Source organism: Siminovitchia fortis (genome assembly GCF_007681465.1).
Lineage (GTDB): Bacteria > Bacillota > Bacilli > Bacillales > Bacillaceae_C > Siminovitchia > Siminovitchia fortis.
This window is the reverse complement of the sequence record NZ_VEKZ01000018.1, coordinates 1-23,833: the sequence shown is the minus strand read 5'-3', so window position 1 is coordinate 23,833 and position 23,833 is coordinate 1. Positions and strand designations below refer to the sequence as shown.

Annotated in this window: 27 protein-coding genes; 22 read left to right on the top strand and 5 right to left on the bottom strand. The window is 45.0% G+C overall.

Annotated elements, in window-relative coordinates; all coding sequences use genetic code 11:
• Positions 1 to 116 precede the first annotated feature (116 nt).
• The 21 genes from FS666_RS08240 to hisIE all read left to right on the top strand — a co-directional run bounded on the left by FS666_RS08240 (position 117) and on the right by hisIE (position 19,173).
• Positions 117 to 1,085, top strand: coding sequence for an alpha/beta hydrolase (locus tag FS666_RS08240; protein WP_144461327.1), 969 nt, complete (start codon positions 117 to 119; stop codon positions 1,083 to 1,085).
• Positions 1,086 to 1,102: 17 nt separating this feature from the next.
• Complete coding sequence (locus FS666_RS08235) at positions 1,103 to 1,375, top strand: YmzC family protein (RefSeq protein WP_144461328.1); 273 nt, start codon at positions 1,103 to 1,105, stop codon at positions 1,373 to 1,375.
• A gap of 22 nt (positions 1,376 to 1,397) precedes the next feature.
• Positions 1,398 to 1,994 carry a DNA-3-methyladenine glycosylase gene (locus FS666_RS08230; protein WP_144461329.1) on the top strand — a complete coding sequence of 199 codons (597 nt, stop codon included), beginning with the start codon at positions 1,398 to 1,400 and terminating at the stop codon, positions 1,992 to 1,994.
• Between the two features lie 513 nt (positions 1,995 to 2,507).
• On the top strand, positions 2,508 to 3,290 hold the full coding sequence (locus FS666_RS08225; RefSeq protein ID WP_144461330.1) for a hypothetical protein: 783 nt from the start codon (positions 2,508 to 2,510) through the stop codon (positions 3,288 to 3,290).
• 2 nt (positions 3,291 to 3,292) lie between these two features.
• The gene (locus FS666_RS08220; protein ID WP_144461331.1) at positions 3,293 to 3,673 is read left to right on the top strand and encodes a GntR family transcriptional regulator; all 381 of its coding nucleotides are present in this window, start codon (positions 3,293 to 3,295) and stop codon (positions 3,671 to 3,673) included.
• Entirely contained in the window at positions 3,663 to 4,373 is a 711-nt protein-coding gene (locus tag FS666_RS08215; RefSeq protein ID WP_144461332.1) for an ABC transporter ATP-binding protein, read from the top strand. Before FS666_RS08220 ends, FS666_RS08215 begins: the two co-directional genes overlap by 11 nt.
• A 5-nt stretch (positions 4,374 to 4,378) precedes the next feature.
• On the top strand, positions 4,379 to 5,302 hold the full coding sequence (locus tag FS666_RS08210) for an ABC transporter ATP-binding protein (RefSeq protein ID WP_144461333.1): 924 nt from the start codon (positions 4,379 to 4,381) through the stop codon (positions 5,300 to 5,302).
• Positions 5,295 to 6,251: an ABC transporter permease gene (locus FS666_RS08205; protein ID WP_144461334.1), complete on the top strand. Its 957-nt coding sequence runs from the start codon at positions 5,295 to 5,297 to the stop codon at positions 6,249 to 6,251. The genes FS666_RS08210 and FS666_RS08205 overlap by 8 nt, the downstream gene beginning before the upstream one ends.
• A 212-nt stretch (positions 6,252 to 6,463) precedes the next feature.
• Entirely contained in the window at positions 6,464 to 8,134 is a 1,671-nt protein-coding gene (locus tag FS666_RS08200) for a peptide ABC transporter substrate-binding protein (RefSeq protein WP_144461335.1), read from the top strand.
• 112 nt (positions 8,135 to 8,246) lie between these two features.
• A complete protein-coding gene (locus FS666_RS08195) occupies positions 8,247 to 9,176 on the top strand; it encodes an ABC transporter permease (protein WP_120071366.1) in 930 nt (309 codons plus the stop codon).
• Entirely contained in the window at positions 9,176 to 10,108 is a 933-nt protein-coding gene (locus FS666_RS08190; protein WP_144461336.1) for an ABC transporter permease, read from the top strand. Before FS666_RS08195 ends, FS666_RS08190 begins: the two co-directional genes overlap by 1 nt.
• Positions 10,109 to 10,125: 17 nt before the next feature.
• On the top strand, positions 10,126 to 11,121 hold the full coding sequence (locus FS666_RS08185) for an ABC transporter ATP-binding protein (RefSeq protein WP_144461337.1): 996 nt from the start codon (positions 10,126 to 10,128) through the stop codon (positions 11,119 to 11,121).
• 14 nt (positions 11,122 to 11,135) lie between these two features.
• A complete protein-coding gene (locus FS666_RS08180) occupies positions 11,136 to 12,128 on the top strand; it encodes an ABC transporter ATP-binding protein (protein ID WP_144461338.1) in 993 nt (330 codons plus the stop codon).
• A 251-nt stretch (positions 12,129 to 12,379) separates the two neighbouring features.
• Positions 12,380 to 13,504 carry an ATP phosphoribosyltransferase regulatory subunit gene (locus FS666_RS08175; protein WP_144461339.1) on the top strand — a complete coding sequence of 375 codons (1,125 nt, stop codon included), beginning with the start codon at positions 12,380 to 12,382 and terminating at the stop codon, positions 13,502 to 13,504.
• Positions 13,501 to 14,121, top strand: a complete 621-nt coding sequence (gene hisG, locus FS666_RS08170) for an ATP phosphoribosyltransferase (RefSeq protein WP_144461340.1) — start codon at positions 13,501 to 13,503, stop codon at positions 14,119 to 14,121. The genes FS666_RS08175 and hisG overlap by 4 nt, the downstream gene beginning before the upstream one ends.
• Positions 14,118 to 15,401 (top strand): histidinol dehydrogenase, encoded by a 1,284-nt coding sequence (hisD, locus tag FS666_RS08165; protein WP_144461341.1) that lies wholly within the window; start codon positions 14,118 to 14,120, stop codon positions 15,399 to 15,401. Before hisG ends, hisD begins: the two co-directional genes overlap by 4 nt.
• Positions 15,398 to 16,471 (top strand): pyridoxal phosphate-dependent aminotransferase, encoded by a 1,074-nt coding sequence (locus tag FS666_RS08160; RefSeq protein ID WP_186306501.1) that lies wholly within the window; start codon positions 15,398 to 15,400, stop codon positions 16,469 to 16,471. The genes hisD and FS666_RS08160 overlap by 4 nt, the downstream gene beginning before the upstream one ends.
• Entirely contained in the window at positions 16,455 to 17,042 is a 588-nt protein-coding gene (gene hisB, locus FS666_RS08155) for an imidazoleglycerol-phosphate dehydratase HisB (RefSeq protein WP_120071382.1), read from the top strand. The genes FS666_RS08160 and hisB overlap by 17 nt, the downstream gene beginning before the upstream one ends.
• Before the next feature lie 33 nt (positions 17,043 to 17,075).
• Complete coding sequence (hisA, locus tag FS666_RS08150) at positions 17,076 to 17,774, top strand: 1-(5-phosphoribosyl)-5-[(5-phosphoribosylamino)methylideneamino]imidazole-4-carboxamide isomerase (RefSeq protein ID WP_120071384.1); 699 nt, start codon at positions 17,076 to 17,078, stop codon at positions 17,772 to 17,774.
• Between the two features lie 3 nt (positions 17,775 to 17,777).
• On the top strand, positions 17,778 to 18,533 hold the full coding sequence (gene hisF / locus FS666_RS08145; protein WP_144461343.1) for an imidazole glycerol phosphate synthase subunit HisF: 756 nt from the start codon (positions 17,778 to 17,780) through the stop codon (positions 18,531 to 18,533).
• Positions 18,523 to 19,173, top strand: coding sequence for a bifunctional phosphoribosyl-AMP cyclohydrolase/phosphoribosyl-ATP diphosphatase HisIE (gene hisIE, locus FS666_RS08140; RefSeq protein WP_144461344.1), 651 nt, complete (start codon positions 18,523 to 18,525; stop codon positions 19,171 to 19,173). The genes hisF and hisIE overlap by 11 nt, the downstream gene beginning before the upstream one ends.
• A 169-nt stretch (positions 19,174 to 19,342) precedes the next feature.
• Here the strand turns inward: hisIE and FS666_RS08135 are convergent, their stop codons facing one another.
• The 3 genes from FS666_RS08135 to FS666_RS08125 form a co-directional block, all read right to left on the bottom strand.
• On the bottom strand, positions 19,343 to 19,693 hold the full coding sequence (locus FS666_RS08135) for a type II toxin-antitoxin system RelE/ParE family toxin (RefSeq protein WP_144461345.1): 351 nt from the start codon (positions 19,691 to 19,693) through the stop codon (positions 19,343 to 19,345).
• On the bottom strand, positions 19,677 to 19,943 hold the full coding sequence (locus FS666_RS08130; protein WP_144461346.1) for a hypothetical protein: 267 nt from the start codon (positions 19,941 to 19,943) through the stop codon (positions 19,677 to 19,679). The genes FS666_RS08135 and FS666_RS08130 overlap by 17 nt, the downstream gene beginning before the upstream one ends.
• Positions 19,944 to 20,088: 145 nt before the next feature.
• A complete protein-coding gene (locus tag FS666_RS08125) occupies positions 20,089 to 21,222 on the bottom strand; it encodes a zinc-dependent alcohol dehydrogenase (RefSeq protein WP_144461347.1) in 1,134 nt (377 codons plus the stop codon).
• Between the two features lie 119 nt (positions 21,223 to 21,341).
• On the opposite strand from FS666_RS08125, the gene FS666_RS08120 reads away from it, so the two are divergent.
• A complete protein-coding gene (locus FS666_RS08120) occupies positions 21,342 to 21,932 on the top strand; it encodes a DUF421 domain-containing protein (protein ID WP_144461348.1) in 591 nt (196 codons plus the stop codon).
• A gap of 82 nt (positions 21,933 to 22,014) precedes the next feature.
• Here FS666_RS08120 and FS666_RS08115 read toward each other — a convergent pair whose 3' ends face one another.
• A complete protein-coding gene (locus tag FS666_RS08115; RefSeq protein ID WP_144461349.1) occupies positions 22,015 to 22,905 on the bottom strand; it encodes a YitT family protein in 891 nt (296 codons plus the stop codon).
• A 688-nt stretch (positions 22,906 to 23,593) separates the two neighbouring features.
• Positions 23,594 to 23,782 (bottom strand): VOC family protein, encoded by a 189-nt coding sequence (locus FS666_RS08110; protein ID WP_144461350.1) that lies wholly within the window; start codon positions 23,780 to 23,782, stop codon positions 23,594 to 23,596.
• Positions 23,783 to 23,833 lie beyond the last annotated feature (51 nt).

The window sequence follows — 23,833 nt, the reverse complement described above, 5'->3', positions numbered from 1 at the left end:
GTGTTTTTTAATGCTTTTAGCTTCTTTTGAACAGAATGTGTCAAAGGGAAAAGAGGAATTCAAATATTTTTCTCGAAATAATATTTGTTAGATGGTAAAACATGAGGAGGAATCCGATGATGCTGGAACCGACGAACAGCTCACCTGTCCTAAGAAAAAGGCCAGGCACTTGGAATAAAAAGAAAATCGCGTGGATTGCCGGAATCATTATCATTTTATTGGCCTTTTCTACTTGTATCGGAGTTTCCGTATATGTCGGGACGAATTTGACAAAGCCTGCAAAAAAAGCGATTGAGGTACTGCCAAGCGATTATGAGATGGAATATAAGGATATTGAGTTTATGAGCAAGGATGAAAAGACGAAGCTTTCCGGATGGGTGCTCGAGCCGCCGGGCACGGCGAAAATGAATGTTGTTTTCGCACATGGCTACAAAGGAAACCGCTATGAAGAGAATATTCCGTTCTTGCCGCTGGCCAGCAACCTGCTTGCTGACGGCTATCGTGTCATCATGTTCGATTTCCGCCATGCAGGAGAATCGGATGGGGAGATGACAACGGTCGGGGTAAAAGAAAAGCTTGATTTGCTTGGTGCCATTGACTGGACGGCCGAAAATTATGAAGAGCCTGTCGGGTTATTGGGTATTTCAATGGGGGCTGCCACTTCAATATTGGCCGCGGCTGACTCGGAAGATGTTATTGCTGTTGTTGCCGACAGTCCTTTCAGCGACCTGCACGACTATTTGAAGGTGAACATGCCAGTGTGGACCGGCTTGCCGAACTTTCCGTTTACGCCTCTTATTTTGACCATCATACCGATGATGGCGGACATTGACCTTGATGAAGCAAGTCCCATCAGTGTATTGGACAGAGTCGCTCCGAGGCCGGTTCTTTTTATTCATAATAAAGGAGATGGGTCAATCCCTTATACGGAAAGCGAAATGATGGCGAAGAAGGATCCGGAGCATTTTACCTTATGGCTTACGGAAGGAGAAGGCCATGTCAAATCCTTTGAGCAGAATTCCGAGGAATATGTTGAAAAGGTGAAAGGGTTTTTCGATGATGCACTGGCAGGAGTTAAAAAATAAAGAAATGAGTGAACAGATTGGAAGAGCAGGCAAGGGAATTAAGGCGAATTCGGATTACGTTAATTTTTTTGGTGATTGTCACTCTTATTAGCGGGGGTAATTCGGATGTTCATGTGGACTATCCTGATGATGGCAATGAAATGGAGATTTCACAGCAAAATGTCGTTCCATTGGGAGATGGCCGTTTCGGCGTAATTGACTATAACTATTTGGAAATATATGAGTATGATTCTGAACATAATAAAGTAAAGAAAGTGAAAGAAGTTTCACTCGATGAATTAAATGAATGATTGCGGAGCGGGTGTTTAGACAGTGAGTGAAAACATTTCAATAGAACCACTGAACGAAAAGTTTTTTCAACAGCCGACGCTCGAACTGGCCCGGTCGCTTCTGGGCTGCCTGCTTGTGAAAGAGACGGAGGGGAGGCTCACCGCTGGCTATATAGTGGAAACGGAAAGCTATAGAGGACCGCATGACCGTGCTGCGCACAGCTTCGGAAACAGAAGGACGAAGCGTACGGAAATCATGTTTGGACAGGCAGGTCTCGTGTACACATATACGATGCATACGCATTGCCTGATCAATGTGGTCAGTGCAGGTGTTGATGAACCGGAAGCCGTTCTGATCCGTGCGTTGGAACCTTTTAAAGGGATTGAGTTGATGAAGCGGAGGCGTCCAGTCGACCAAATGAAAAATTTGACGAACGGCCCGGGAAAATTGACCAAAGCGATGGGGATTACAATGGAAGATTACGGACGAAAATTTTTCGAGCGGCCGCTGTTCATCAGTGAAGGAATTTCCCCTGATGAGATTGAACAGGGAACAAGGATTGGGATTCAAAATACGGGCGAGGCGCGCTTTTATCCGTGGCGTTTTTGGATTAAGGGAAATCAATATGTATCAAAGTAAAGAACCTTCATTTCTGGAGGTTCTTTTTGTATGAAAAAAACGCTTGGATTAGAAAGTGAGCAAGGTGATCTAAAACGCGGCTGGCTCAAATGTCGGTCACTGGTCGCAGTCTCCAGTGCCCGCGCAAGGGGTTTATCGCCGACCGCGGTAACTGGGCGCAGTCTCCAGTTGCCCGCGCAAGGGGTTTATCGCCGACCGCGGTAACTGGGCGTCGTCTCCAATGCCCGCGCAAGGGATTTATCGCCGACCGCGGTAACTGGGCGTCGTCTCCAGTGCCCGCGCAATAGGCTTATCACCGACCGCGGTCACTGGGCAGGAAAGATGCACGCAACCGCTGTGCTGCTCCAAAACCCGTCTGCCCCAACTAAAACGACTTACGTTCGATGGCTTGAATCCGCACAATAAATCCCTCCCACACCAGCCTTTTTTCAAAAATAGGTTTGACATGTATGTTTGTATTAGTGTACTATCTAATTAATACACTGGTACAAAAAGCAAACGGAGGGAAATATAATGAAGGCATTTATAGGATTATTGAGAAAAGACTTGACCATTATAAGGAACTGGTATCTGACATGGTTTGCTTTCATGCTTGTAGGGATGGTTGGAATATATGTTTTTTCAGTATATGTTTCCGAACCGAGCATTCCTGTCCCATTCCTTGTGATGATGGCCAGTTTGCATCTGCTCTTGGCACCACTGACGATGCTGACGGCTCTCAATTCGGAGGGCAAGACACAATTATGGCTCTATAACCCGCAGAGCAGTGCGAAACTGCTGCTGTCAAAACTCAGTGCAGCCGCTGTTATTCAGTTGCTGGCGCAATTTTTCATTTTACTGTATGCCTTTTTTGTCATGAAAATCTTGCTTGCTAACGGCCTGATTGACAGCTACAACAGTTTTCTTCCTGTAAAGCAAGGGCTTTTCATGCAACTCGGAATTTTTGCGGTTGCCATATATTTTTCGGTATGGGTTATTTTCCTTTGGACGCTTTATCACTTGCTTGGCAAATATCCGGCCATTAAAAATTTCCGCTGGCTTGCAGTCCTTCTTGTCTGGTTCGCATTCGGATTTCTGGAAACCCTTCTATCCAAGACGAAGCTGTTTAAAAAAGAAATGTTTTTCTCTGTCAACATCAATATTTCACCCAAAATGGACTATGGGACGCACAACAGCTGGAATATCGTCTATACCGATGCTCACATTCCGCTGCTAATAATCGGTCTGTACGCTGTTGTGGCGATCATCGTTTTCCTTCTCGCCAGCTGGCTTCTTGACAGGAAAGTCGAGGTGTAATTATGGCAAAAGATTTTGAAGCATCTAAACCCATTTATATACAGATCACTGAAAAGATTTTTCAAAGGATTATCCGCGGTGAAATCAAGCCTGGGGAAAAATTGCCTTCCGTAAGGGAAATGGCGGTGCAGTCGGGTGTCAACCCAAATACGGTACAAAGGTCATATGCGGAAATGGAAAGGATGGGTGTTGTGGAGACAAAGCGCGGGCAGGGAACATTTGTCATTGAGAGGGAAAGTATCGTGGATGAATTGAAGCACTCCATGCAAATAGAAGTGATCGGCCAATTTGTAAAAAGCATGGAAGAATTGGGATTTACGAAACAGCAAATGGTGAGCGGATTAAAAAATTTCTTGGAAGAAGGTGAACAGGGTGAGCATTGAGTTAAACGGCGTCACGAAAAAGTATGGGAAAGAAAAGGCTTTGAACAATGTTACATTGCATTTTGAGCCCGGTAAAATTTACGGACTGCTCGGCCCGAACGGCAGTGGAAAGTCCACCACCCTGAAATTGATCACAGGCCTGGTCTATCCGAACAGCGGAACTGTTTCAGTTTTACAGGAAAATGTGACGAGAAGGATCAGTAAGCATGTTGCATACATGACAGAACTGGATATGTTCTACGATTCTTTTACCGGAGGAAAAATGATTGATTTCTATGACTCTCAATTTCCTGACTTTGACAGGGAAAAGGCCTTTCAGCTTCTTCAGGAGATGGAGCTTTCAGCGGATAAAAAAATCAAACAGCTTTCCAAAGGGAACAGGGGAAGATTGAAGCTTGTGCTGACATTGGCGAGGGATGTTCCTGTTGTATTGCTTGATGAACCATTTTCCGGCTTGGACCCCATGGTGAGAGATTCGATTGTCAAAAGCCTGCTGGCTTATATCAATTTTGAGAAACAGACAGTCATCATCGCCACCCACGAAATTGACGAGATCGAACCGATTATGGATGAGGTCGTTGCCATTTACAACGGGGATATTATCGGCCATGAAAATGTGGAAACCCTGCGCGAAGAACAAGGATTATCCGTCCTAGAATGGTTTAAATCAACAATGGCAAACAAGAGAAAGGAGGTGTAATGGCGATGGGAGCAGTCGTTGAGCTTGAAAAGGTGACGAAAACGATTAAGGGAAGAAAAATCATCGACGATCTAAGCTTTAGCGTCAACGCCGGTGAGGTGTTCGGTTTTTTGGGGCCGAACGGTGCGGGTAAAACGACAACGATCAGAATGATTGTCGGCCTGATCGGCATGACGTCCGGAGAAATAAAAATATGCGGCAAAAGCGTCGGCAAAGAATACGAGAACGCTATCAGCCATGTAGGAGCCATCGTTGAAAATCCTGAACTGTATAAATTTCTGTCCGGCTATCAGAACCTTCAGCAGGCCGCACGCTTAAGCAAAGGAGTAACGAAAGAAAAAATTGACGAGATTGCTGCGCTTGTCGGATTGACGGATAGAATACATGACAAAGTCAAAACTTATTCCTTAGGGATGAGGCAAAGATTAGGCATTGCCCAAAGCCTCCTGCATGATCCGAAAATCCTCATTCTGGATGAGCCGACCAACGGACTCGATCCTGCCGGCATCAGAGAGATCAGGGACTATTTAAGAAGATTGGCCGAAAAAAAGAATCTGGCCATTATCGTATCCAGCCACCTGCTGTCCGAAATGGAAATGATGTGCGACCGGATCGCCATTATACAAAAAGGAAAGCTTATCAACATTCAAAATGTGTCAAGCGATGAGACGGAATCAGACAAAAAAACCTATTTCTGTGATGTGGATAACCGAAATAAGGCAATAAAGGTGTTGGCAAGAAAAGGTATCCAGGCTGTAAAGCATGATAAAGGCGTCCAGATCTATTTGGAAACAGGCGAGGTTCCGGATGCATTGCGTCTGCTCCTGGAGAATGATTTGCTTGTTTTTGAGATGCGTCCTGTCAAGAAATCTCTTGAGGAAAAGTTTTTGGAAATAACCAATCATTCGGAGGTGGCTGCCCGTGTTTAATTTAGTTCGAAATGAATGGGAGAAGGTTTTCAGGCAAAAAAGCACCTTTATCATGATTGGATTCCTCATTCTGGTAGTGTTTGTCAATGCCGGCATAACCAAATATCTTGAAGGAAAAGAAAGACCGTCAGGAAATGACTGGAAGCAGGAACTGATGGCGGAAAATGAATCGCTGAAGCAGGAGTCTGACGGCGTGCAAATCATGACTCCGTCCATGAAGGAATTTATCCATAAACAGGTGGCTGTCAATGAATATCGGATAAAAAATGACCTGCCCCCAGCTTCCAAAAGCACAGTTTGGACATTCATCAATGATTCCGCTGGACTGATTCCTTTAGCCGGGCTGTTCGTGTTGATTATTGCTGCAGGAATTGTGGCCAACGAGTTTTCATGGGGAACCATCAAAGTACTGCTTGTAAAGCCGTATAAGCGATGGAAGATCCTGCTTTCCAAATATATTGCCGTCAATCTTTTCCTGCTGCTGATGCTCATTCTATTGTTTGTTTTTTCAGGGATTGCCGGAGCTGTACTATTCGGGACAGGGGAAGCGGCAGCAAATGTCCACTTGGCGTATGTAAACGGCCGGGTCGAAGAGCAAAGCCTGTTCTTGTATTTGATTAAATCCTATGCGTTCAGCTCTTTAAGCATCTTTTTGCTTGCCGCCATGGCTTTTATGATATCGGCGGTGTTCAGAAGCAGCGCGCTTGCAATAGGCCTTTCAGTATTCCTGCTTTTTACAGGGGGAACGATCACGAATTTGTTGGCGAGCAAATTTGAATGGGCAAAATACAGCCTGTTCGCAAATACAAATTTGATGCAATATGTCGACGGATTGCCAATGGTCGACAGTATGACGATGAAGTTTTCCGTAATAATTTTATTAGTCTATTTTTCCATATTTCACATCTTGGCATTTGCTTTTTTTACAAGGCGGGATATCGCGGCATAGCCGTGTAAAGTGCAAAAATGAATCCATATTCCCGCTACGGATTATCTACGGAAAATAATTTGATAGAATAATAATATATTGGATATTCTCTCCCTTTTTGGTATATTAGTGTTGTAACGAAAAAGCAAATGAATTGCAATTGGCATCATAGAATGATAGAGGAGGCAATTGTTTGCTTACCGTTGCAAAAATACCAAAAAGGGGGAATTAGCTTGAAGAAGAAGCGATTTGCTTTATTGAGTTTTGCAACCGCATTCATGCTGCTGCTCGGAGGCTGTTTCAGCGGCGAAACCGAGTCGAAGCCGGATTCTTCTGATGGAGAAAAAACCGGTGAAGAACAGTCCGATGGCAAAAAGGTATTGAACCTGAACAACAAAGAAGAGCCGGGATCACTGCATCCGGGGACAGCCCAGGGAACCCACGATTCATGGGTCTTGGAGCATGTTTTTGAAGGATTGACAAAGAAAACTCCTGAAGGGGAAATTGTTCCCGGAATGGCAGAAGATTGGGAGGTCAGTGATGACGGCATCACCTGGACATTCAATCTGAAAGATGATGTGGTATGGTCCAACGGCGATCCGGTAACTGCCCATGACTTTGAATATGCGTGGAAATATGTACTCAATCCTGAAACCGCTTCCGAATACGCTTACCAGATGTATTATCTTGCGGGAGGGGAAGAGTACAACAGCTCCGAAGACAAGGATAAATATGCCGAGTTGGAAGAAAAGGTCGGAGTAAAGGCATTAGACGACCATACGCTTGAAGTCAAGCTTGCTGAGCCGACGCCTTATTTCCTTGATTTGACATCTTTTTATACGTATTATCCTGTGAACAAAAAGGTCCAGGAAGAAAATCCCGACTGGGCATTGGAAGCAGACAGCTACGTATCTAACGGTGCATTTAAGCTGGCTGAATGGAAACATAAAGAAAGTTTGAAATTGGAGAAAAGCGAAAACTATTATGACAAGGACAAAATTAACCTGGATGAAGTCAATTTTGTCATGATTGCCAATGAAGATACTGCCTGGCAAATGTATCAGGCGGATGAACTTGATTTAGTCTACCCGCTTCCGCAGGATGTCACGGGTGAACTGAACAGTAAAGACGATCCAGAGTTTGAAATAGCTCCGGATTTGGCTGTTTACTATTATAATTTAAACAACGAGGTAAAACCGTTCAATAATGCAAAGGTCAGAAAAGCCCTCTCGATGGCGATTGACCGGAAGGCGCTTGTTGAACATGTAGCGCAGGGGGGCCAGAAGCCGGCATACGGTATAGTCCCGCCGGGAATCCCTGATGTTGAGGGAGATTTCCAGGAAAACTCCGGGGAACTATTTAAAGAAGATGTGGAAGAAGCCAAAAAGCTTTTAAAAGAAGGGCTCGCTGAAGAAGGCTTGGATAAAATGCCGAAATTTACATTTACTTATAACACGGATGAGGGACATAAGAAAATAGGCGAGGCTGTACAAGAAATGTGGCGTAAAAACCTGGGTATTGATGTGACATTGGAAAATGTCGAATTCCAGGTCAAGCTTGACCGCGAAAAAGCAGGAGATTATGAAATTTCCCGTGCCGGCTGGGTTGGAGACTATGTCGACCCGATGACATTCGTAGATCTATGGGTATCCGGAGGCTCCTTCAACGATGCCAACTGGAGCAACGAAGAATATGACAAGAATGTCAAGCTTGCCAAAACATCCATGGATGCAAAAGAACGCATGGAAGCCATGCACAAAGCCGAGGAAATTTTAATGGATGAGATGCCAATCATCCCGCTTTATTTCTACACAAAGCCTTTTACTGTCAAACCGCATGTAAAAGGTGTCTTTACACCGATCAACCGATACCCGCAGTTCATTTATGCTGATATTGAAAAATAACCATGCATTCCAAAATCGAGGTATGCCATTTTTGGCATACCTGGTTTTGCTGCATTATAGGGTTAGCGGTCTAGTCAACCAAGAAAAAAGCACTATGAAAGAGGTGTAAAAGATGTGGAAATACACGTTGAATCGATTATTCTGGGCAATTATTACTGTGTGGGTCATCATCACCCTCACCTTTATCATTATGAAAATTATTCCGGGGAATCCATTTGCAAGAGAAGGTGCCATGCCCCCGGCTGTATATAATAACCTGCAGCGTCATTATAATTTGGACAAGCCGGAAATTGTCCAATATGGCCATTATTTAAAGTCTGTTCTCCAATTCGATTTCGGGCCATCCATGAAAACAAAATCCATATCAGTCAATGATTATATTAAAAAAGGGTTTCCCGTTTCTCTTCACCTGGGTCTCCAGGCACTATTGATAGCGGTTGCTTTCGGTTTGATCCTGGGAGTCATTGCGGCATTGTACAGAAATCGATGGCCTGACTACAGTTCGATGGTACTTGCCATTATCGGCCTGTCGGTCCCGAATTTTGTCTTTGCAACCTTCTTGATCTACTATGTTGCAGTCCAGTGGGAATTGCTGCCGGTTGCCACATGGAAGTCGTGGGCGCATACGATTCTGCCTTCAATCGCACTTGCCATGATGCCGATGGCCTTTATCGCCAGGCTTATGAGATCCAGCATGCTGGAAGTAATGAGCCAGGATTATATTTTAACTGCCAAGGCAAAAGGGTTGGCCAGAAGTGTCATCATTTTAAAGCATGCGATCCGGAATGCCATTCTGCCTGTCGTGACGGTTCTTGGAATCCTGACTGCCAATCTGGTGACCGGAAGTTTTATCGTTGAGTTTATTTTCGGTATACCAGGCATGGGGGAAATGTTTGTAAAAAGTATCTTCAACCGTGATTACCCTGTCATCTTAGGGTCTACGATCTTCTACAGCATCATTCTTATTGGATTGATCTTTATTGTAGATATCGCCTATACATGGATTGATCCGAGAATCAAGATTACAAGGGAGAGCAGCTGATGAGCAAGCAGGAACTGAAATTGACGGAAGAGATGTTTTTGCCCGCGGAAGACAATTATAAAGAAGCTGAGAAAATTGCCAGGCCTTCTGTTTCCTACTGGTCAGATGTATGGCGGAGACTGGTTGAAAACAAGCTTGCGATGCTCGGATTGATTGTCATTATTTTATTGACCATCATGGCGATTATCGGCCCGCATTTGAACGAATACACGTATTACGAACAAGATTTTACAAAAAAGAATGTGAAGCCTAACGCTGAGCATTGGTTCGGTACAGACTCAGCCGGAAGGGATCTGTTCACCCGCAGCTGGTACGGCGCAAGAATTTCTCTGTTTATCGGAGTGATGGCTGCGCTGATCGACTTTTTGATTGGTGTTACGTACGGCGGTATTTCAGCCATTAAAGGCGGGCGCGTGGACAACGCTATGATGAGGATTGCCGAAATTCTTTATGCCATTCCTTATTTGCTTGTTGTTATTTTGGTCATGATTGTCATGGAAAAAGGAATTTGGCCGATCATTATCGCTTTGTCGATCACTGGCTGGATTCAAATGGCCAGACTGGTAAGAGGCCAGGTTTTACAATTGAAAGAGCAGGAATTCGTCCAGGCTTCCAACGCAATGGGTGCGAAAATGGGCTGGATTTTGCGAAAGCATATGATACCGAATACGCTTGGTCCCATCCTAGTGAATATTACCCTTACCGTTCCGACGGCAATTTTTGCAGAAGCGACCTTAAGCTTCCTTGGGTTGGGCGTCCAAGCACCGCAGGCGAGCTGGGGAACACTCGTCAGCGATTCGCTTGGGAGCATTCACGTCGGGAATTTTTACCAGCTTTTCATACCTGCGATATTAATCTCTTTAACAATGCTGGCCTTTAACGTATTTGGCGACGGACTCAGGGATGCGCTCGATCCCAAATTGCGGGATTAAGAAAGGTGGGGATCGATATGAAGAACGTACTGGAAGTAAAAGACTTGCATGTATCCTTTCACACACACGCCGGGGAAGTAAAAGCTGTCCGCGGTGTCAATTTCAATGTGGGACAGGGAGAGACGGTAGCCATTGTTGGAGAATCAGGCTGTGGAAAAAGTGTGACAGCCAAATCGATTATGAAACTGCTGCCTTCTCCTCCGGTACAATATAAGCAGGGATCGATTGAATTTCAGGGGAAAAACTTGTTAGAAGTCTCCGAAAAAGAAATGCAGCGCATCCGCGGAAATCAAATCAGCATGATTTTCCAGGATCCGATGACATCTTTGAATCCGACAAGCAAGGTCGGAAGCCAAATTATGGAGGCAATTTTAAAACATAATGACATCAACAAAAAAGCGGCTATTGAAAAAGCGATTGATATGCTGAAACTTGTTGGGATTCCGCAGCCGGATAAGCGGGTCAATCAATATCCCCATGAATTTTCCGGGGGAATGCGCCAAAGGGCCATGATTGCGATGGCGCTTGCATGCAACCCCCGCCTGCTGATCGCGGACGAGCCGACAACAGCGCTTGATGTAACCATCCAGGCGCAAATACTGGAACTGATGAAGAAAATCCAGAAGGAAACCGGAACATCCATTATTTTAATCACACATGACCTGGGGGTCGTAGCGGAAGTGGCTGACCGGGTGGTCGTCATGTACGCCGGCCAGGTGGTTGAAACCGGAACGGTGAAGGAGCTGTTTGCCAATCCTCAGCATCCGTACACGATGGGATTATTGAATTCGATCCCGCGTCTGGATATGGATAAAACACAGCCGCTGTCGCCGATTATCGGGACACCGCCGGATTTGATCGAGCCTCCTGAAGGCTGCCCGTTTTATGCCAGATGCCAATATGCCATGCGTGTTTGTAAAGGCAATGATCCGGATCTCGAGGAAGTGAGGACAAACCAATTTGCCGCTTGCTGGCTTCATCATCCTATGGCCCAAAAGAGAGCAAGTGTGTGACAAGGAGGAAGCAGATGGCGCCGCAACTGAAAGAAAAACACTCTTTTGAACAGGAAAGCTCTTCTTCACCATTGATTCAGGTGAAGGATTTGAAGAAATATTTTACGGTAGGCGATAAAAAACTGAAGGCGGTTGACGGGCTGAACCTGGATATTTACCCGGGGGAAACCGTAGGACTTGTCGGCGAAAGCGGCTGCGGCAAATCCACAGCCGGGAGAACAATCATCAGATTGTACGAACCGACGTCCGGTGAAGTTTTATATAACGGAAAAAATATATATGGAAATAATGAACGGGAAATGTCCAAACTGCGCAGGGAAATCCAGATGGTTTTTCAAGATCCATATGCATCATTGAATCCGCGGATGACAGTAGAGGAAATCATCGGGGAGCCGTTTGCGATTCACCATGCATTGGGCGGGAAGAAGAAAAAAGAGCGCATCAAAGAGCTGCTTCGGCTTGTCGGACTGAATACCGATCATATAAGCCGCTTCCCGCACGAATTCAGCGGCGGGCAGCGCCAGCGGATCGGGATTGCCCGGGCACTTGCCTTGGACCCGAAATTCATTGTATGTGACGAGCCGATTTCTGCATTGGACGTTTCAATCCAGGCACAGGTCGTGAACCTGCTGAAGGATTTGCAGCGGAAAATGGGCTTGACTTACTTGTTCATCGCACATGACTTGTCCATGGTCAAATATATATCTGATCGGATCCTTGTCATGTATCTTGGTAAAATGGTCGAGCTGGCGGACAGCGAAGAACTGTATGAAGATCCGTTGCATCCGTATACCAAGGCATTGTTGTCATCAGTTCCGATACCTGATCCGGAATTGAGGCGCGAGCGGATCATCCTCAAAGGGGATGTGCCAAGCCCGATCGATCCGCCAAGCGGCTGCGTATTCCGGACGCGCTGCCCGGCAGCCATGGATGTGTGTGCCAAGGCAGTGCCCGAGTGGCAGGAAGTGAAGCCGGGCCACTTTACAGCGTGTCATTTATATCAATAATGCAGGGTGGGTTGCCCAACAGCCGGATGGCCTGTTGGGCAACCGTACCCGCGGATAATAAAAAATACCCGCGGATAACCTCTCCTCCTCTTTTTGCGAAGACCCTCCTCTATTTTTACTATTTCAGACAAGTTTATTTTAAAATGATAATTGACGAGCAATTATTTTTTATGGTAAAGTAATACCAATTTACAGAAATCCTTTAGTTCGCTAGAGAATTAAAGAATCATAGATTCGGGAAGTGACTTATTATGTTTTTGCCAGCAGGAAGCAGGGATGAGATGGGGCGCACCGTCAGCAATCGCTTTTCTGTCATGGAAAAGTTCAGGGAAGTGGCAGTGTTGCGCGGCTATGAGCAAATTTCTACACCCGTGGTTGAATATGCATCGACTTTTACAAATGAATATGTGGGTATGAACCTTCAAAATATGCTGAAATGGTTCAATTCGGAAGGAGAAATTGAGGTGCTCCGCCCGGATTGGACAACATCCATTGCACGCGCACTTTCTGCACAGGAGCACAAGCCGCAGAAATGGGCTTATCAGGGGTCCGTCTTTAAGACTGACAGGCCGGGAATGGAAGACCATCAGGCCGGGATTGAAATCCTTCATATGCCATCGTTGATGGGCGAGATTGAAAGTCTTCTGATGGCCGGCTCTTTTTTAAAAAGCCTTGGCATTACAGATTATGTAATCGAACTTGGCCATACTGAATTGTATGAAAGCCTTGTTCAGGAGCTTGATTTGAAAAACGATGATGCGGAACGGCTCCGCCAGGCCATGCATGATAAAAGACAGGATGAGGTATACGAAATCGCGCTTCATCATGGTGACAAGGAAACGGCGAAGGAGCTGGCAGCCCTCGTTGATGCATATGGCGGCATAGAAGTGATCGCTGAATATGAAGAACGGTGGAAGGACAGGAAAGACCTGCTCGACATGCTTGCCCAAATGAAAAAGACTGCCAAGATTTTAAGCGAATCGGGCAGCGGCGAAATTCTTGTGGATTTGGGCAGGGTAAAGAACCTTCCTTACTATTCAGGTATGTTATACAGAGGCTTTTTGAAAAAGACAGGTGCTGTCTGCTTCTCCGGAGGACGTTACGACAAACTGTATGACCGGTATGGAGGGCATGTATCCGCAGCAGGCCTTGCGTTCGATGTGAATGTTCTTGCTGAACTTTACCAGGAAGAATCCCCTCTGGAAAAAATCTGCATCATTGCAAATCTTGATTCGCTTGTTTACGCGGAAAAACTAAGGCATTCATACGAAGGTTGCATTGTCGATGTCCGGACGGAAGCGGCTGATCCGGACAATTATGATAAAATAGTGGAAATAAAACTTATTGACGGAAAATATGAGGTGTTGGAAAAGTGAAACCGACGATCGCTCTGACAAAAGGGAGATTGGAAAAGCAATTTCTCGCATTCTTACAATCTAAAGGCTATGATATCGCGCCTTTGACCGATAAAGGAAGAAAACTTCAAATTGAGACGGACGATTTTTTTGCTGTATTTGCGAAGGGAGTGGATGTGGCGACATACGTTGAACATGGAATTGCCGACCTCGGCATTGTCGGGGAAGATATTCTCCTTGAATTCGAGCCGGACGTCTATGACTTATTGCCGCTTCCATTCGGCAAATGCCGTCTCGCCATAGCAGGGGAAGCGGAAGGGCCCCGCTCATTCGGCAAGCAGCGGATTGCAACGAAGTTCCCGAACATCACAACGAAATATTTCAGGGAGCGCGGCAAATCCGTTGACATTGTAAAACTGGAAGGTTCCGTTGAATTGGCTCCGCTTTTGGGCCTGGCGGATAATATCGTGGACATCGTCGAAACGGGCAATACATTAAAAGAAAACGGGCTCGTAGTCAAAGAGGAAATGATGTCCATTTCCGCCCGCTGCATCGCAAACCGTAATTCTTTGAAACTGAAAAAATCTGTATTGGCACCGCTTATCGACTCATTCCGAATCGAGGAGGCTGCCATATGATCCCGGCATATACTGTCAACCAGTTCAGAGATTCATTCATTTCTGCAAAAACGAAAAAGCAGCCTTTTGACGATGAAGTTTTAGAAACGGTAAAAAAAATCCTTGAAGACATCCGCATCCGTGGGGATAAAGCGTTGCAAGAGTACACGGAAAAATTTGACGGGTACAGCGGCGATAATTGGGAAGTGACGAATGAAGAGAGAAAAGCGGCCTGGAAGGAAGTATCTCCTGAAGTGATCGAGTCGCTTGAAAGGGCAGCAGCAAATATCAAAAGCTTTCATTCCAAGCAGCTTCAGCAGTCGCGGATGATGGATATGACGGACGATATCATTTCCGGCCAGCTTTTCAGGCCGATTGAACGCGCCGGAATTTACGTTCCAGGCGGAAAGGCTTGCTACCCATCCACCGTATTGATGAATGCCATCCCGGCGAGCCTTGCAGGCGTACAGGAAATCGTCATGGTGACACCTGTCAGGGGCGGAGACAGCATTCCTGCAGTTTTATCAGTCGCTGCGGATATAGCCGGAGTGGATACGATTTATAAAATTGGCGGGAGCCAGGCGATTGCAGCGCTTGCGTATGGAACGGGCAAAATCCCTTCTGTTGATAAAATTGTCGGTCCGGGAAATGCCTATGTGGCAGCTGCCAAATCTCTTGTATTCGGTGATGTGGGCATTGACATGATCGCGGGTCCTTCCGAAGTCGCCATCATTGCGGACGAAACGGCTACCCCGTCGTATGTCGCGGCCGATTTGATTGCTCAGGCTGAACACGACGAAAAAGCGCGCTCCTTTCTTTTTACGGCTTCAAAAAAACTCATTGACGAAACGTTAGTTGAATTAAAGAAGCAATGTGGGGAACTTCCGAGAAAAGATATTGCGGAAGCTTCCCTCACAAATGAAGGTGCCATTGTTTTAGTGGATTCTGTAGAAGAAGCTTTTGAATTAGTGAATGCTCTTGCCCCGGAGCATCTGGAAATCCAGGTTGAAAATGCCCTGCGGCATTTGAGCAAAGTAAAAAATGCCGGTTCTGTATTCATCGGGCATTACACACCTGAAGCGGTCGGCGATTATTTTGCCGGACCGAACCATGTTTTGCCGACAGTGGGGACGGCCCGTTTTTCATCGGGTCTGTCTGTAGATGATTTCGTCAAAAAGACAACGTACGTTTATTATTCTGAAAAAGCATTGCGCAAAGCGGCCCCTTATGTGGAAACGTTGGCAGCGAAGGAAGAATTGGACGGCCATGCGCGTGCAGTGAAAGTGAGGCTGGAACCGTGAGAAAGACACTCGAAGGATTGATCCCGTATAAAGTGACGTCTGAACAGGCTGATGTGATCCGGCTTGACAACAATGAAGCATACACAAGCCTGCTATCCTATGTTGATTTTTCCGGGCTGGAACAAACGCTGTTGAACCGTTATCCGGCAGAAAGCACGGAAGCGTTGATCGAAGCATACAGCGGGTTTTCGGGTTTTCCTGCCGGAAATATATTGGCGGGAAACGGCTCTGATGAATGCATCACACTCATCTCCCAATATGCCCTTGATCCGGGGGATCAGGTCATCGTATTGGAACCTGATTTTTCCATGTATGAAAAAAATGCCCGCGTCATGGGCGCAGCAGTGACAACGATCCAATTGAACGAAGATTTCTCATTGTCGCTGGATAAAACCAAGGCTGAAATAGAACGCCTGAAACCAAAGTTATTATTCTTATCGAATCCAAACAATCCTACAGGCAGATTATATGAAAATGGGGAAATCGAAGCGTTGATCGATTCCATGAAGCAGGCGGGCGGAATTCTTATTCTGGATGAAGCTTATATCGATTTCGCCGGTGAATCAGCTTTTTCCAAAAAAGTGCTTGATTATGATAATCTCATTATTTTAAGAACAGCTTCAAAAGCATTGGGCATGGCGGCGCTCCGTCTTGGCTTTATTGTTGCCAACGACCGGATTATTGAAGGAATCACAGCGATTAAACCGCCGTATAACGTCAATACCGTTTCCGCACAAATCGGAACGCAGCTTTTGAAAAAGCCGGAGCTTTTGGACCAATTTTTAATTATGCAGCTTGCACAAATTGCCGAGCTCGAAGAAATTTTGAAAGAATTTGCCGGCAGGTTGCCGGGATCCGTATTATACCCGAGCAGCACCAACTTCTATTTAATGAAAATGGAAGGCGCCAAAGATTTGGCAGATTTTTTATATGAAAGAAAAATGAAAATCCGTCTTTTCGACAAAGGTTCTTTTGAAGCTGTCCGGATTTCTGCTGGGGCAAAGGAAGAACATGCGAAGCTGAAAGAGGCATTGATGAATTGGAGTGACAGTCATGCGCCAGGCGTCTAGTAAAAGGGAGACAAGTGAAACAAGGATAGAGCTTGCTGTTAATCTAGATGACCCGACAGAGGTGAATATCCATACGGGGGTCGGATTTTTTGATCATATGCTGACTGCTTTTGCACGGCACGGCAGATTTGGACTGAAGGCGGCCGTGGAAGGCGATTTGCATATCGACAGCCATCATACAGTGGAGGATACGGGGATTGTCCTTGGAAAAGCGATCAGGGAAGCGCTTGGCGACAAGCAGGGGATCGTCCGATTCGGCACTTCCTATGTCCCTATGGATGATGCACTAGGATTTGTTTCGCTTGATATAAGCGGACGCCCGTTCCTGTATTTTGAAGGTGATTTTAAAATGCAGTCATTGGGCAATTTCGATACGGAGCTTGTGAGGGAATTTTTCCAGGCGTTTGCCTTTAACGCCGGCATTACGCTGCACGCCCGGGTTTTATACGGGGAAAATACCCACCATAAAATCGAGGCACTTTTTAAAGCTCTTGGACGGGCTTTAAGAGAAGCGGTCAATATTGATCCTGAAATAAAAGGGGTTCTTTCAACGAAGGGTCTCTTGGAATAGTAAATATAAGCAAAACGATTGCAGGAGGAACCAATGAAAATTTTACCGGCGATGGACTTGATTGATGGAAAGTGCGTCAGGCTTTATCAGGGAGATTTCAACCAAACGACACAGGTGGGGAGCGATCCGGAATCTCAGCTTCAAACATTTATCGAAGATGGGGCGGAAATCGTCCATATCGTTGATTTGGACGGGGCCCGTTCGGGGAAGCCCGACCAGCTTGAATTGATTTCAAAGCTTTGTGCCAAATCGACTGTGCCTATCCAGATTGGAGGCGGTATCCGCAACCTTGAAACCGTCAAGGCATACGTTGAAGCAGGTGCCGAGCGTGTCGTTATTGGTACGGCAGCAGTCGAGGATGAAGATTTTTTAAAAGAAGCATTGAAAGATTACAAGAAAAACATCGTCATCGGAATTGATGCCCGCAATGAAAAGGTGGCTGTATCCGGGTGGGAAACTGAGACGGAAGTGGATTACATCGAGTTCGCCAAAAAGATGGAGGAGCTCGGAATAGAAACGATCGTTTTCACAGATATTTCAAAGGACGGCACGATGCAGGGCCCGAATCTCGAACAGTTGAAAAAGATCAACGATGCAGTCGGATGTAAAATTGTCGCTTCAGGAGGAATCAGAAACGAGGCTGACCTCGATGCGGTTGCACAACTTGGCATTGAGGAAGCGATTGTCGGAAAGGCAATGTATGAAGGCACGGTAAAATTAAGGAGGTCATGAAAGATGAAAAAAATTATTCCTTGTTTAGACGTAAAAGATGGGCAAGTGGTGAAAGGAATCAATTTTGAAGGGCTTCGCCTAATGGGCGACCCGGTGGAGATGGCCTCGAATTATTCGAAAAATGGTGCAGATGAATTGGTGCTTTTGGATATTTCGGCTACGACCGAAGGAAGAGATACGATGGTGGATGTTGTAAAAAGGGTGGCTGAAAACATTTCGATTCCTTTTGCCGTCGGCGGCGGGATCAAAACATTGGATGATATCTCCCGGGTTCTCGGTGCAGGTGCGGATAAAGTAGGGATCAATTCGGCTGCCGTGGACCGTCCTGAACTGATCAAGGAAGCGGCGGAAAAATTCGGTTCCGAAAAGATCGTCGCGGCAGTGGATGCCAAGCAATTCCCGGATGGCTCATGGCATGTTATGACCCATGGCGGCATGAAGGATGCCGGACTGGATGCCGTGCAGTGGTCCAAAATGATTGAAGAGCTGGGAGCAGGTGAAATTTTACTGACGAGCGTTGATCGTGACGGCATGAAAGACGGGTATGATTTGGAATTGACAAAAGCGATTGTCGATGCGGTTGACATTCCGGTTACGGCTTCCGGCGGCTGCGGCAACGCAGGGCACATCGTCGAAGTGTTTGAAAAGACGGACTGCGCCTCGGCGTTGGCGGCCTCCATTTTTCACGAAAATACCGTCAGCATTTCCGAAGTGAAAAAGCTGTGCAGCGAGCAGGGAGTGAACGTCAGTGACTCCTGATTTCTCCAAGGGGCTGCTTCCGGCAATCGTCGTTGATGACAAGAGCAGTGAAGTACTAATGCTCGCCTACATGGACGAGACAGCTTTTAACAAAACAGTGGAAACAAAGGAAACGTGGTTTTATTCCAGATCCCGCAAGGAATATTGGAATAAAGGTGCTACGTCCGGAAACAAGCAGCGGGTCAAATCCATCCAGGCGGATTGCGACGGCGATACTTTGCTGGTCAGGGTTGACCCGCTCGGCCCTGCCTGCCATACAGGCAAAAAATCATGTTTTTTTGACACAGTCGAAGGCGATTATGAAGAACTGCCTTTGTCATCCGTCATTTCATCTCTTGATGAAGAAATAAAAGACAGAAAAGCAGAGCCTGTTGAAGGATCATATACCGCTTATTTATTTGAAAAAGGCACAGATAAAATCGCCAAAAAACTGATTGAAGAAGCAGGCGAAGTCATTATAGCAGCTAAAAACAAGGACAAGGAAGAGCTTGTCAATGAATTTGGCGACCTTTTTTACCATTGCCTCGTTCTGATGGCGGATCAAAATGTGCCGCTTGAAGCTGTATTGGCAGAACTGCGGAACCGCTCATCCAAAAAAGGAAACTTAAAAAAAGAGCGGCGAGAAATTGAAAACTGGTAAATGGAACAGGTGAGGGAACCACTGACTCCTTCACCTGATTTTTTGGGGTATTCGGATGATCGGGTGGAATCACATGGTTGATTGGAATATTATACTAACTTTAAATGGTTAATAGATGGTATCATTTTACGATAAACGGGCGTTTGTGGATTCAATTAAAACTTTGAATCTATTTTTTCCGCTTTCGCTTTGAACGTGCAGGCAGAATGTTAATGACATCAACGTCACCATCATCTTCATAAACCACATAAAAAATCACATAATTTAACATTCGATGTCGACTTTTTCCGTAGGTAAGACAACGAAAACCTTTAAAATCTCCCTGCTCAACTAACCTTCCTGCATACGGAAAAGAAGATAACAGTCGATCAATTTCATCGATCATGTTACCTTCTTTAGTAAACCACCAATCAAGTACATCTTCTCCTTGCTCCGCAAAGAAGGCTTGGATTTGATCCAGACACCTGTTAAATTCTTCTGTAAAATGAACCGAAAACCTCCGGTTACCTTCTTTGGTCATACCGCAACTCCTTTAACTCTTTCGCGGTATAGCGTTTCATATCTGGATTGTTAAGATAACGTTGTAGTGATTCCTTTAATTCTGGGTATTCTTCGATTTTCTGAGCCAGGTTATTGGAGTTTTCATCTATGGAAGGCGTATCATGTACCTCCAAAGAGAATAGTTTTCCATCGGCAACAAACATTGCCGAATTTTTATCATTCAAGGCGTTTGCGATTTCTTCTTTCGCATTCTTGCTTAATGCGCACATTATTCATCACCTCGAAGGTTTCGTTTTTTATTTTCCTTATTATAACACAGTAGGGGAGTATCCCGAACATCATCACATCATTTTGGTCCCTTTCACATAAAAAGCCTCCCCAATGACCAGCTCATCATTGAGAGGCGACTCCTATTCACGGCTTCAATACCACTTTTATACAATCATCCTCATGGTCATTGAATATTTGGTACGCATGCGGAGCTTCTTCAAGCGGGAGCTTGTGTGTAATGATTTCCGTTGGATCGAATTGTTCATCCATGATTTTTTCATACAGCTCCGGCATGAGGTGGGCGACAGGAGCCTGTCCCATTTTCAACGAGATATTTCTTGAGAAAAAATCGCCTAATGGAAACATATTATAATTCATGCCGTAGACTCCCGTGAGCTGGATCGTACCAAATTTCCGGACGGCTTTCGCAGCGATTTGGATTGCGCTCATCGTACCGCCTTGCAGCATCAATTTCTGGCCGACTTTTTCAAGGGGCGACTTCTTACCGTCCATCCCGACACAATCGATGATAACGTCAGCACCGCCCCCGGTCAGCTCCTTCAATTCAAGCCCCATGTCATCGTGAGCTGTAAAATCAAAACCTTCAACGTTATTTGTTTTTTTGGCATGTTCAAGACGGTAGGGCACATGATCGACTGCAATGACCCGGCCGGCTCCCTCCATCCATGCGAATTTCTGTGTCATTAAACCGACAGGCCCGCATCCGAGTACAACAACTGTATCCCCTTTTTTAACACCGGCATTTTTCACGCTCCAATAGGCGGTTGGCAGCACATCTGATAAAAAGAGCAATGATTCATCTTCAAGCTCGCATGACTCCGGAACGACAAAGGGGAGAAAGTTTCCAAAAGGCACACGGAGCATTTCCGCCTGGCCGCCGGCATAATCTCCGAACCACTCGGAGTATCCAAAATAGCCGCCTGTATCTTCGATGTCATTTACGTTATCGCATTGGCTTTCCATATCATTTTTGCAATAAAAACAGGTGCCGCAGGCAACTGTAAACGGAATGATCACCCGGTCCCCTTTTTTCACCTTTGTCACTTCAGGACCGGTCTCTTCCACAATCCCCATCGGTTCATGCCCAACGATGTAATCATCCCTCAGCTTGATGTTGCCCAGGTAAAGATGGAGGTCCGATCCGCATATGGCCGTGGACGTTATTCGTACGATGATATCGTCCGGCCTTTCTATCTTGGGATCTTCCACGTTTTTGACTTTCATATTTTTGATTCCCTGGTAAGTTACGGCCTTCAATCGCTACACACCCTTTTAAAAATTTACGCTTAGGGTGCCCAATTGGTAACAGAACATGTGAATGGATGCATGTTTCCATTGCCAATACAAATAATAATTTCAGGAATGGAGTTGATGGAATGAATCTGATTTGGGAGCCGTTCGTTGTTCTGATAGCCGGGTTGTTTTTACTGAAATTGACTGGAAGAAAAGCGATTGCCCAAATGACCATGCCTCAGTTGATTGTCATGCTTTCTTTAGGAACGATCCTTGTTCAGCCCATTGCGCATAAGGGGGTCGTACGTACGCTGGTGGTTGTCGGAATATTCGTTGTCACTCTATTTTTGCTTGAATACCTTCAGGTGAAAATAAATGGAGCTGAAAAAATTTTCACGGGGAAATCCAAAGTGGTGATTGAAAATGGAACCATCAATGTGTCTGAACTTCGAAAGCTCCGATTGAGCGTTGATCAACTGGAAATGAGATTGAGATTGAACGGCATCAGCAAAGTGGATGATATAAAAACAGCAACGATTGAGCCGAACGGAGAGCTCGGATATGAATTGAAGGACGAAGCCAAACCGCTGACAAAGAAAGATTTTCAAAAGCTGATGGATGAGTATATGCTTGGTATCAAGGAATCTCAATCAATGGAGCAGAAAAATAGTGCGTCAAACATTTTCACCGAGATACAGGAGGAGCAAGAGAGTAACCCGAAATATTTGCAATAGAGTATTTGCCAATAAAAAAATCAGGAAGGGATTTTTTTTCCTTTGCCTGATTGGATGTAATATGGCAGCCCGGGTTTCCTTTTCAATGAATACGCTTCTTTCTTGTCCGGCCGCCGCGCACTTCGGAAATGTTTCCTATTGCAAGAAAAGCGGCGGGATCGTATTCATCGACGATGGATTTGAGCTTCGATTCCTCCAGACGGGTGATGACACAAAAAATGACCGCTTTATCATTGCCTGTAAAGGCTCCTTCACCTTTCAGATAAGTGACACCCCGCCCAAGCCTTGCCATGATGGAGATGCCGATTTCCTCAGCCTTCTCGCTGATGATCCAAGCCGATTTTGATTCATTGAAGCCTTCAACAACCAAATCAATCACTTTTGAAGCGATATAATAGGTGATAATTGAATACATCGCGCGATCCCAGCTGAAAATGAAACCGGCAGTGGCGAAGATGAAGAAATTGAAGAACATGACAACTTCTCCGACAGAAAATGGAAGTTTTTGGCTCATCAAAATCGAGAGAACTTCCGTACCATCAAGAGAACCGCCGGCACGAATCACAATGCCTACGCCTGTCCCTAAAATGATCCCGCCAAACACAGTATCGAGCAATAAATCATCTGTGACAACATACGCGTTGTGAAGTAAAACTGAAGTTAATGAAAGGATGAATATTCCGTAAAGAGTGGCAATTGCAAATGTTTTTCCGATTTGTTTATAACCGAGGTAGACAAACGGGAGGTTTAATACGAAAAGAATAAACCCGACTCTCCAATCTGTTAAATAACTGATAATAATCGAAATGCCGGTGATTCCGCCATCCAAAATATTGTTGGGGATTAAGAAAAGTTCAAGCGCAACAGCCATTAATACGGCTCCGATTGTCACGAAAATAACTCTCCAAAAAATCGCTCTTTTCGTAAGCTTCCTATGCTGAATCGTATTCAAAGCAGGATCAACAGTCACCATACAATCAACCTTCCAATAAATTAAATTCAAGTCTATATAAGTTGGGTTATATATTTTTCATACTTTTTAGCCACCGTTGATTTCCGTTCCAGGCGGACGCTTTCCGCGGGCGTGGCTTGAGCCTCCTCGGACGCTTTGCGTCCTGTGGGGTCTCAAGGCTCACGTTTATCCCGCAGGAGTCGCCGCCTTCCACTACAATCAACTAGATCTCTTTCCATCACATAGAGCGGCCTAAAACAATGTAAAAAAATTAACTCAACTTATATAGAAGCGGACCGTTTTCTCACTTACTTGTCCCACCAAATACGGAGCAAGAAACGCGGTAATCCAATTCTGCCTACATATCTTTATTTATTAATTTTGAAAAACTTTCTTCTTGAATGCAACCTTTTTTTACCTTTTTCCATAATAAAAAAACAATTATGCCGACCAAAGTGTTAGATCGAAGAAAATATAAAATTAAAAAAACGGTGCCAAACAGCACCGACGGTATCGTAATAATGTTGAGTGACAATAAAGTCATTTAATTTCTTGTACAATTAATGAATAGGAACTTGTGAAGTTAACAATAAAGTCGTTTGAAAATCAAATCTTTATGCCACAATCGCGCCCGTTTGCTGAAGATCTTTTTTGGATTAAAGCATCAGTTATGATTAGTGACTCTTAAAGAATCGCATCATTATTAAAATTATCCAATACTCTCATAGATTTCAATTAGCGACCCATCAGGATCTCTAAAATGAGCTACTTTAATTTCCCATCTTTCTTGTGCAGTAGGCTTTGTTATGAATTCAACCTTTTCTTTTAATTCCTTATATTTCTCTTCAACATTATCGACCTTGAAAATTAAAGCAATTCTATCAGATGTATTTCGCAAGTGAAAAGTGAACCATTTCGCAACTTAATTTTGAACCACTGATGCTGTTTC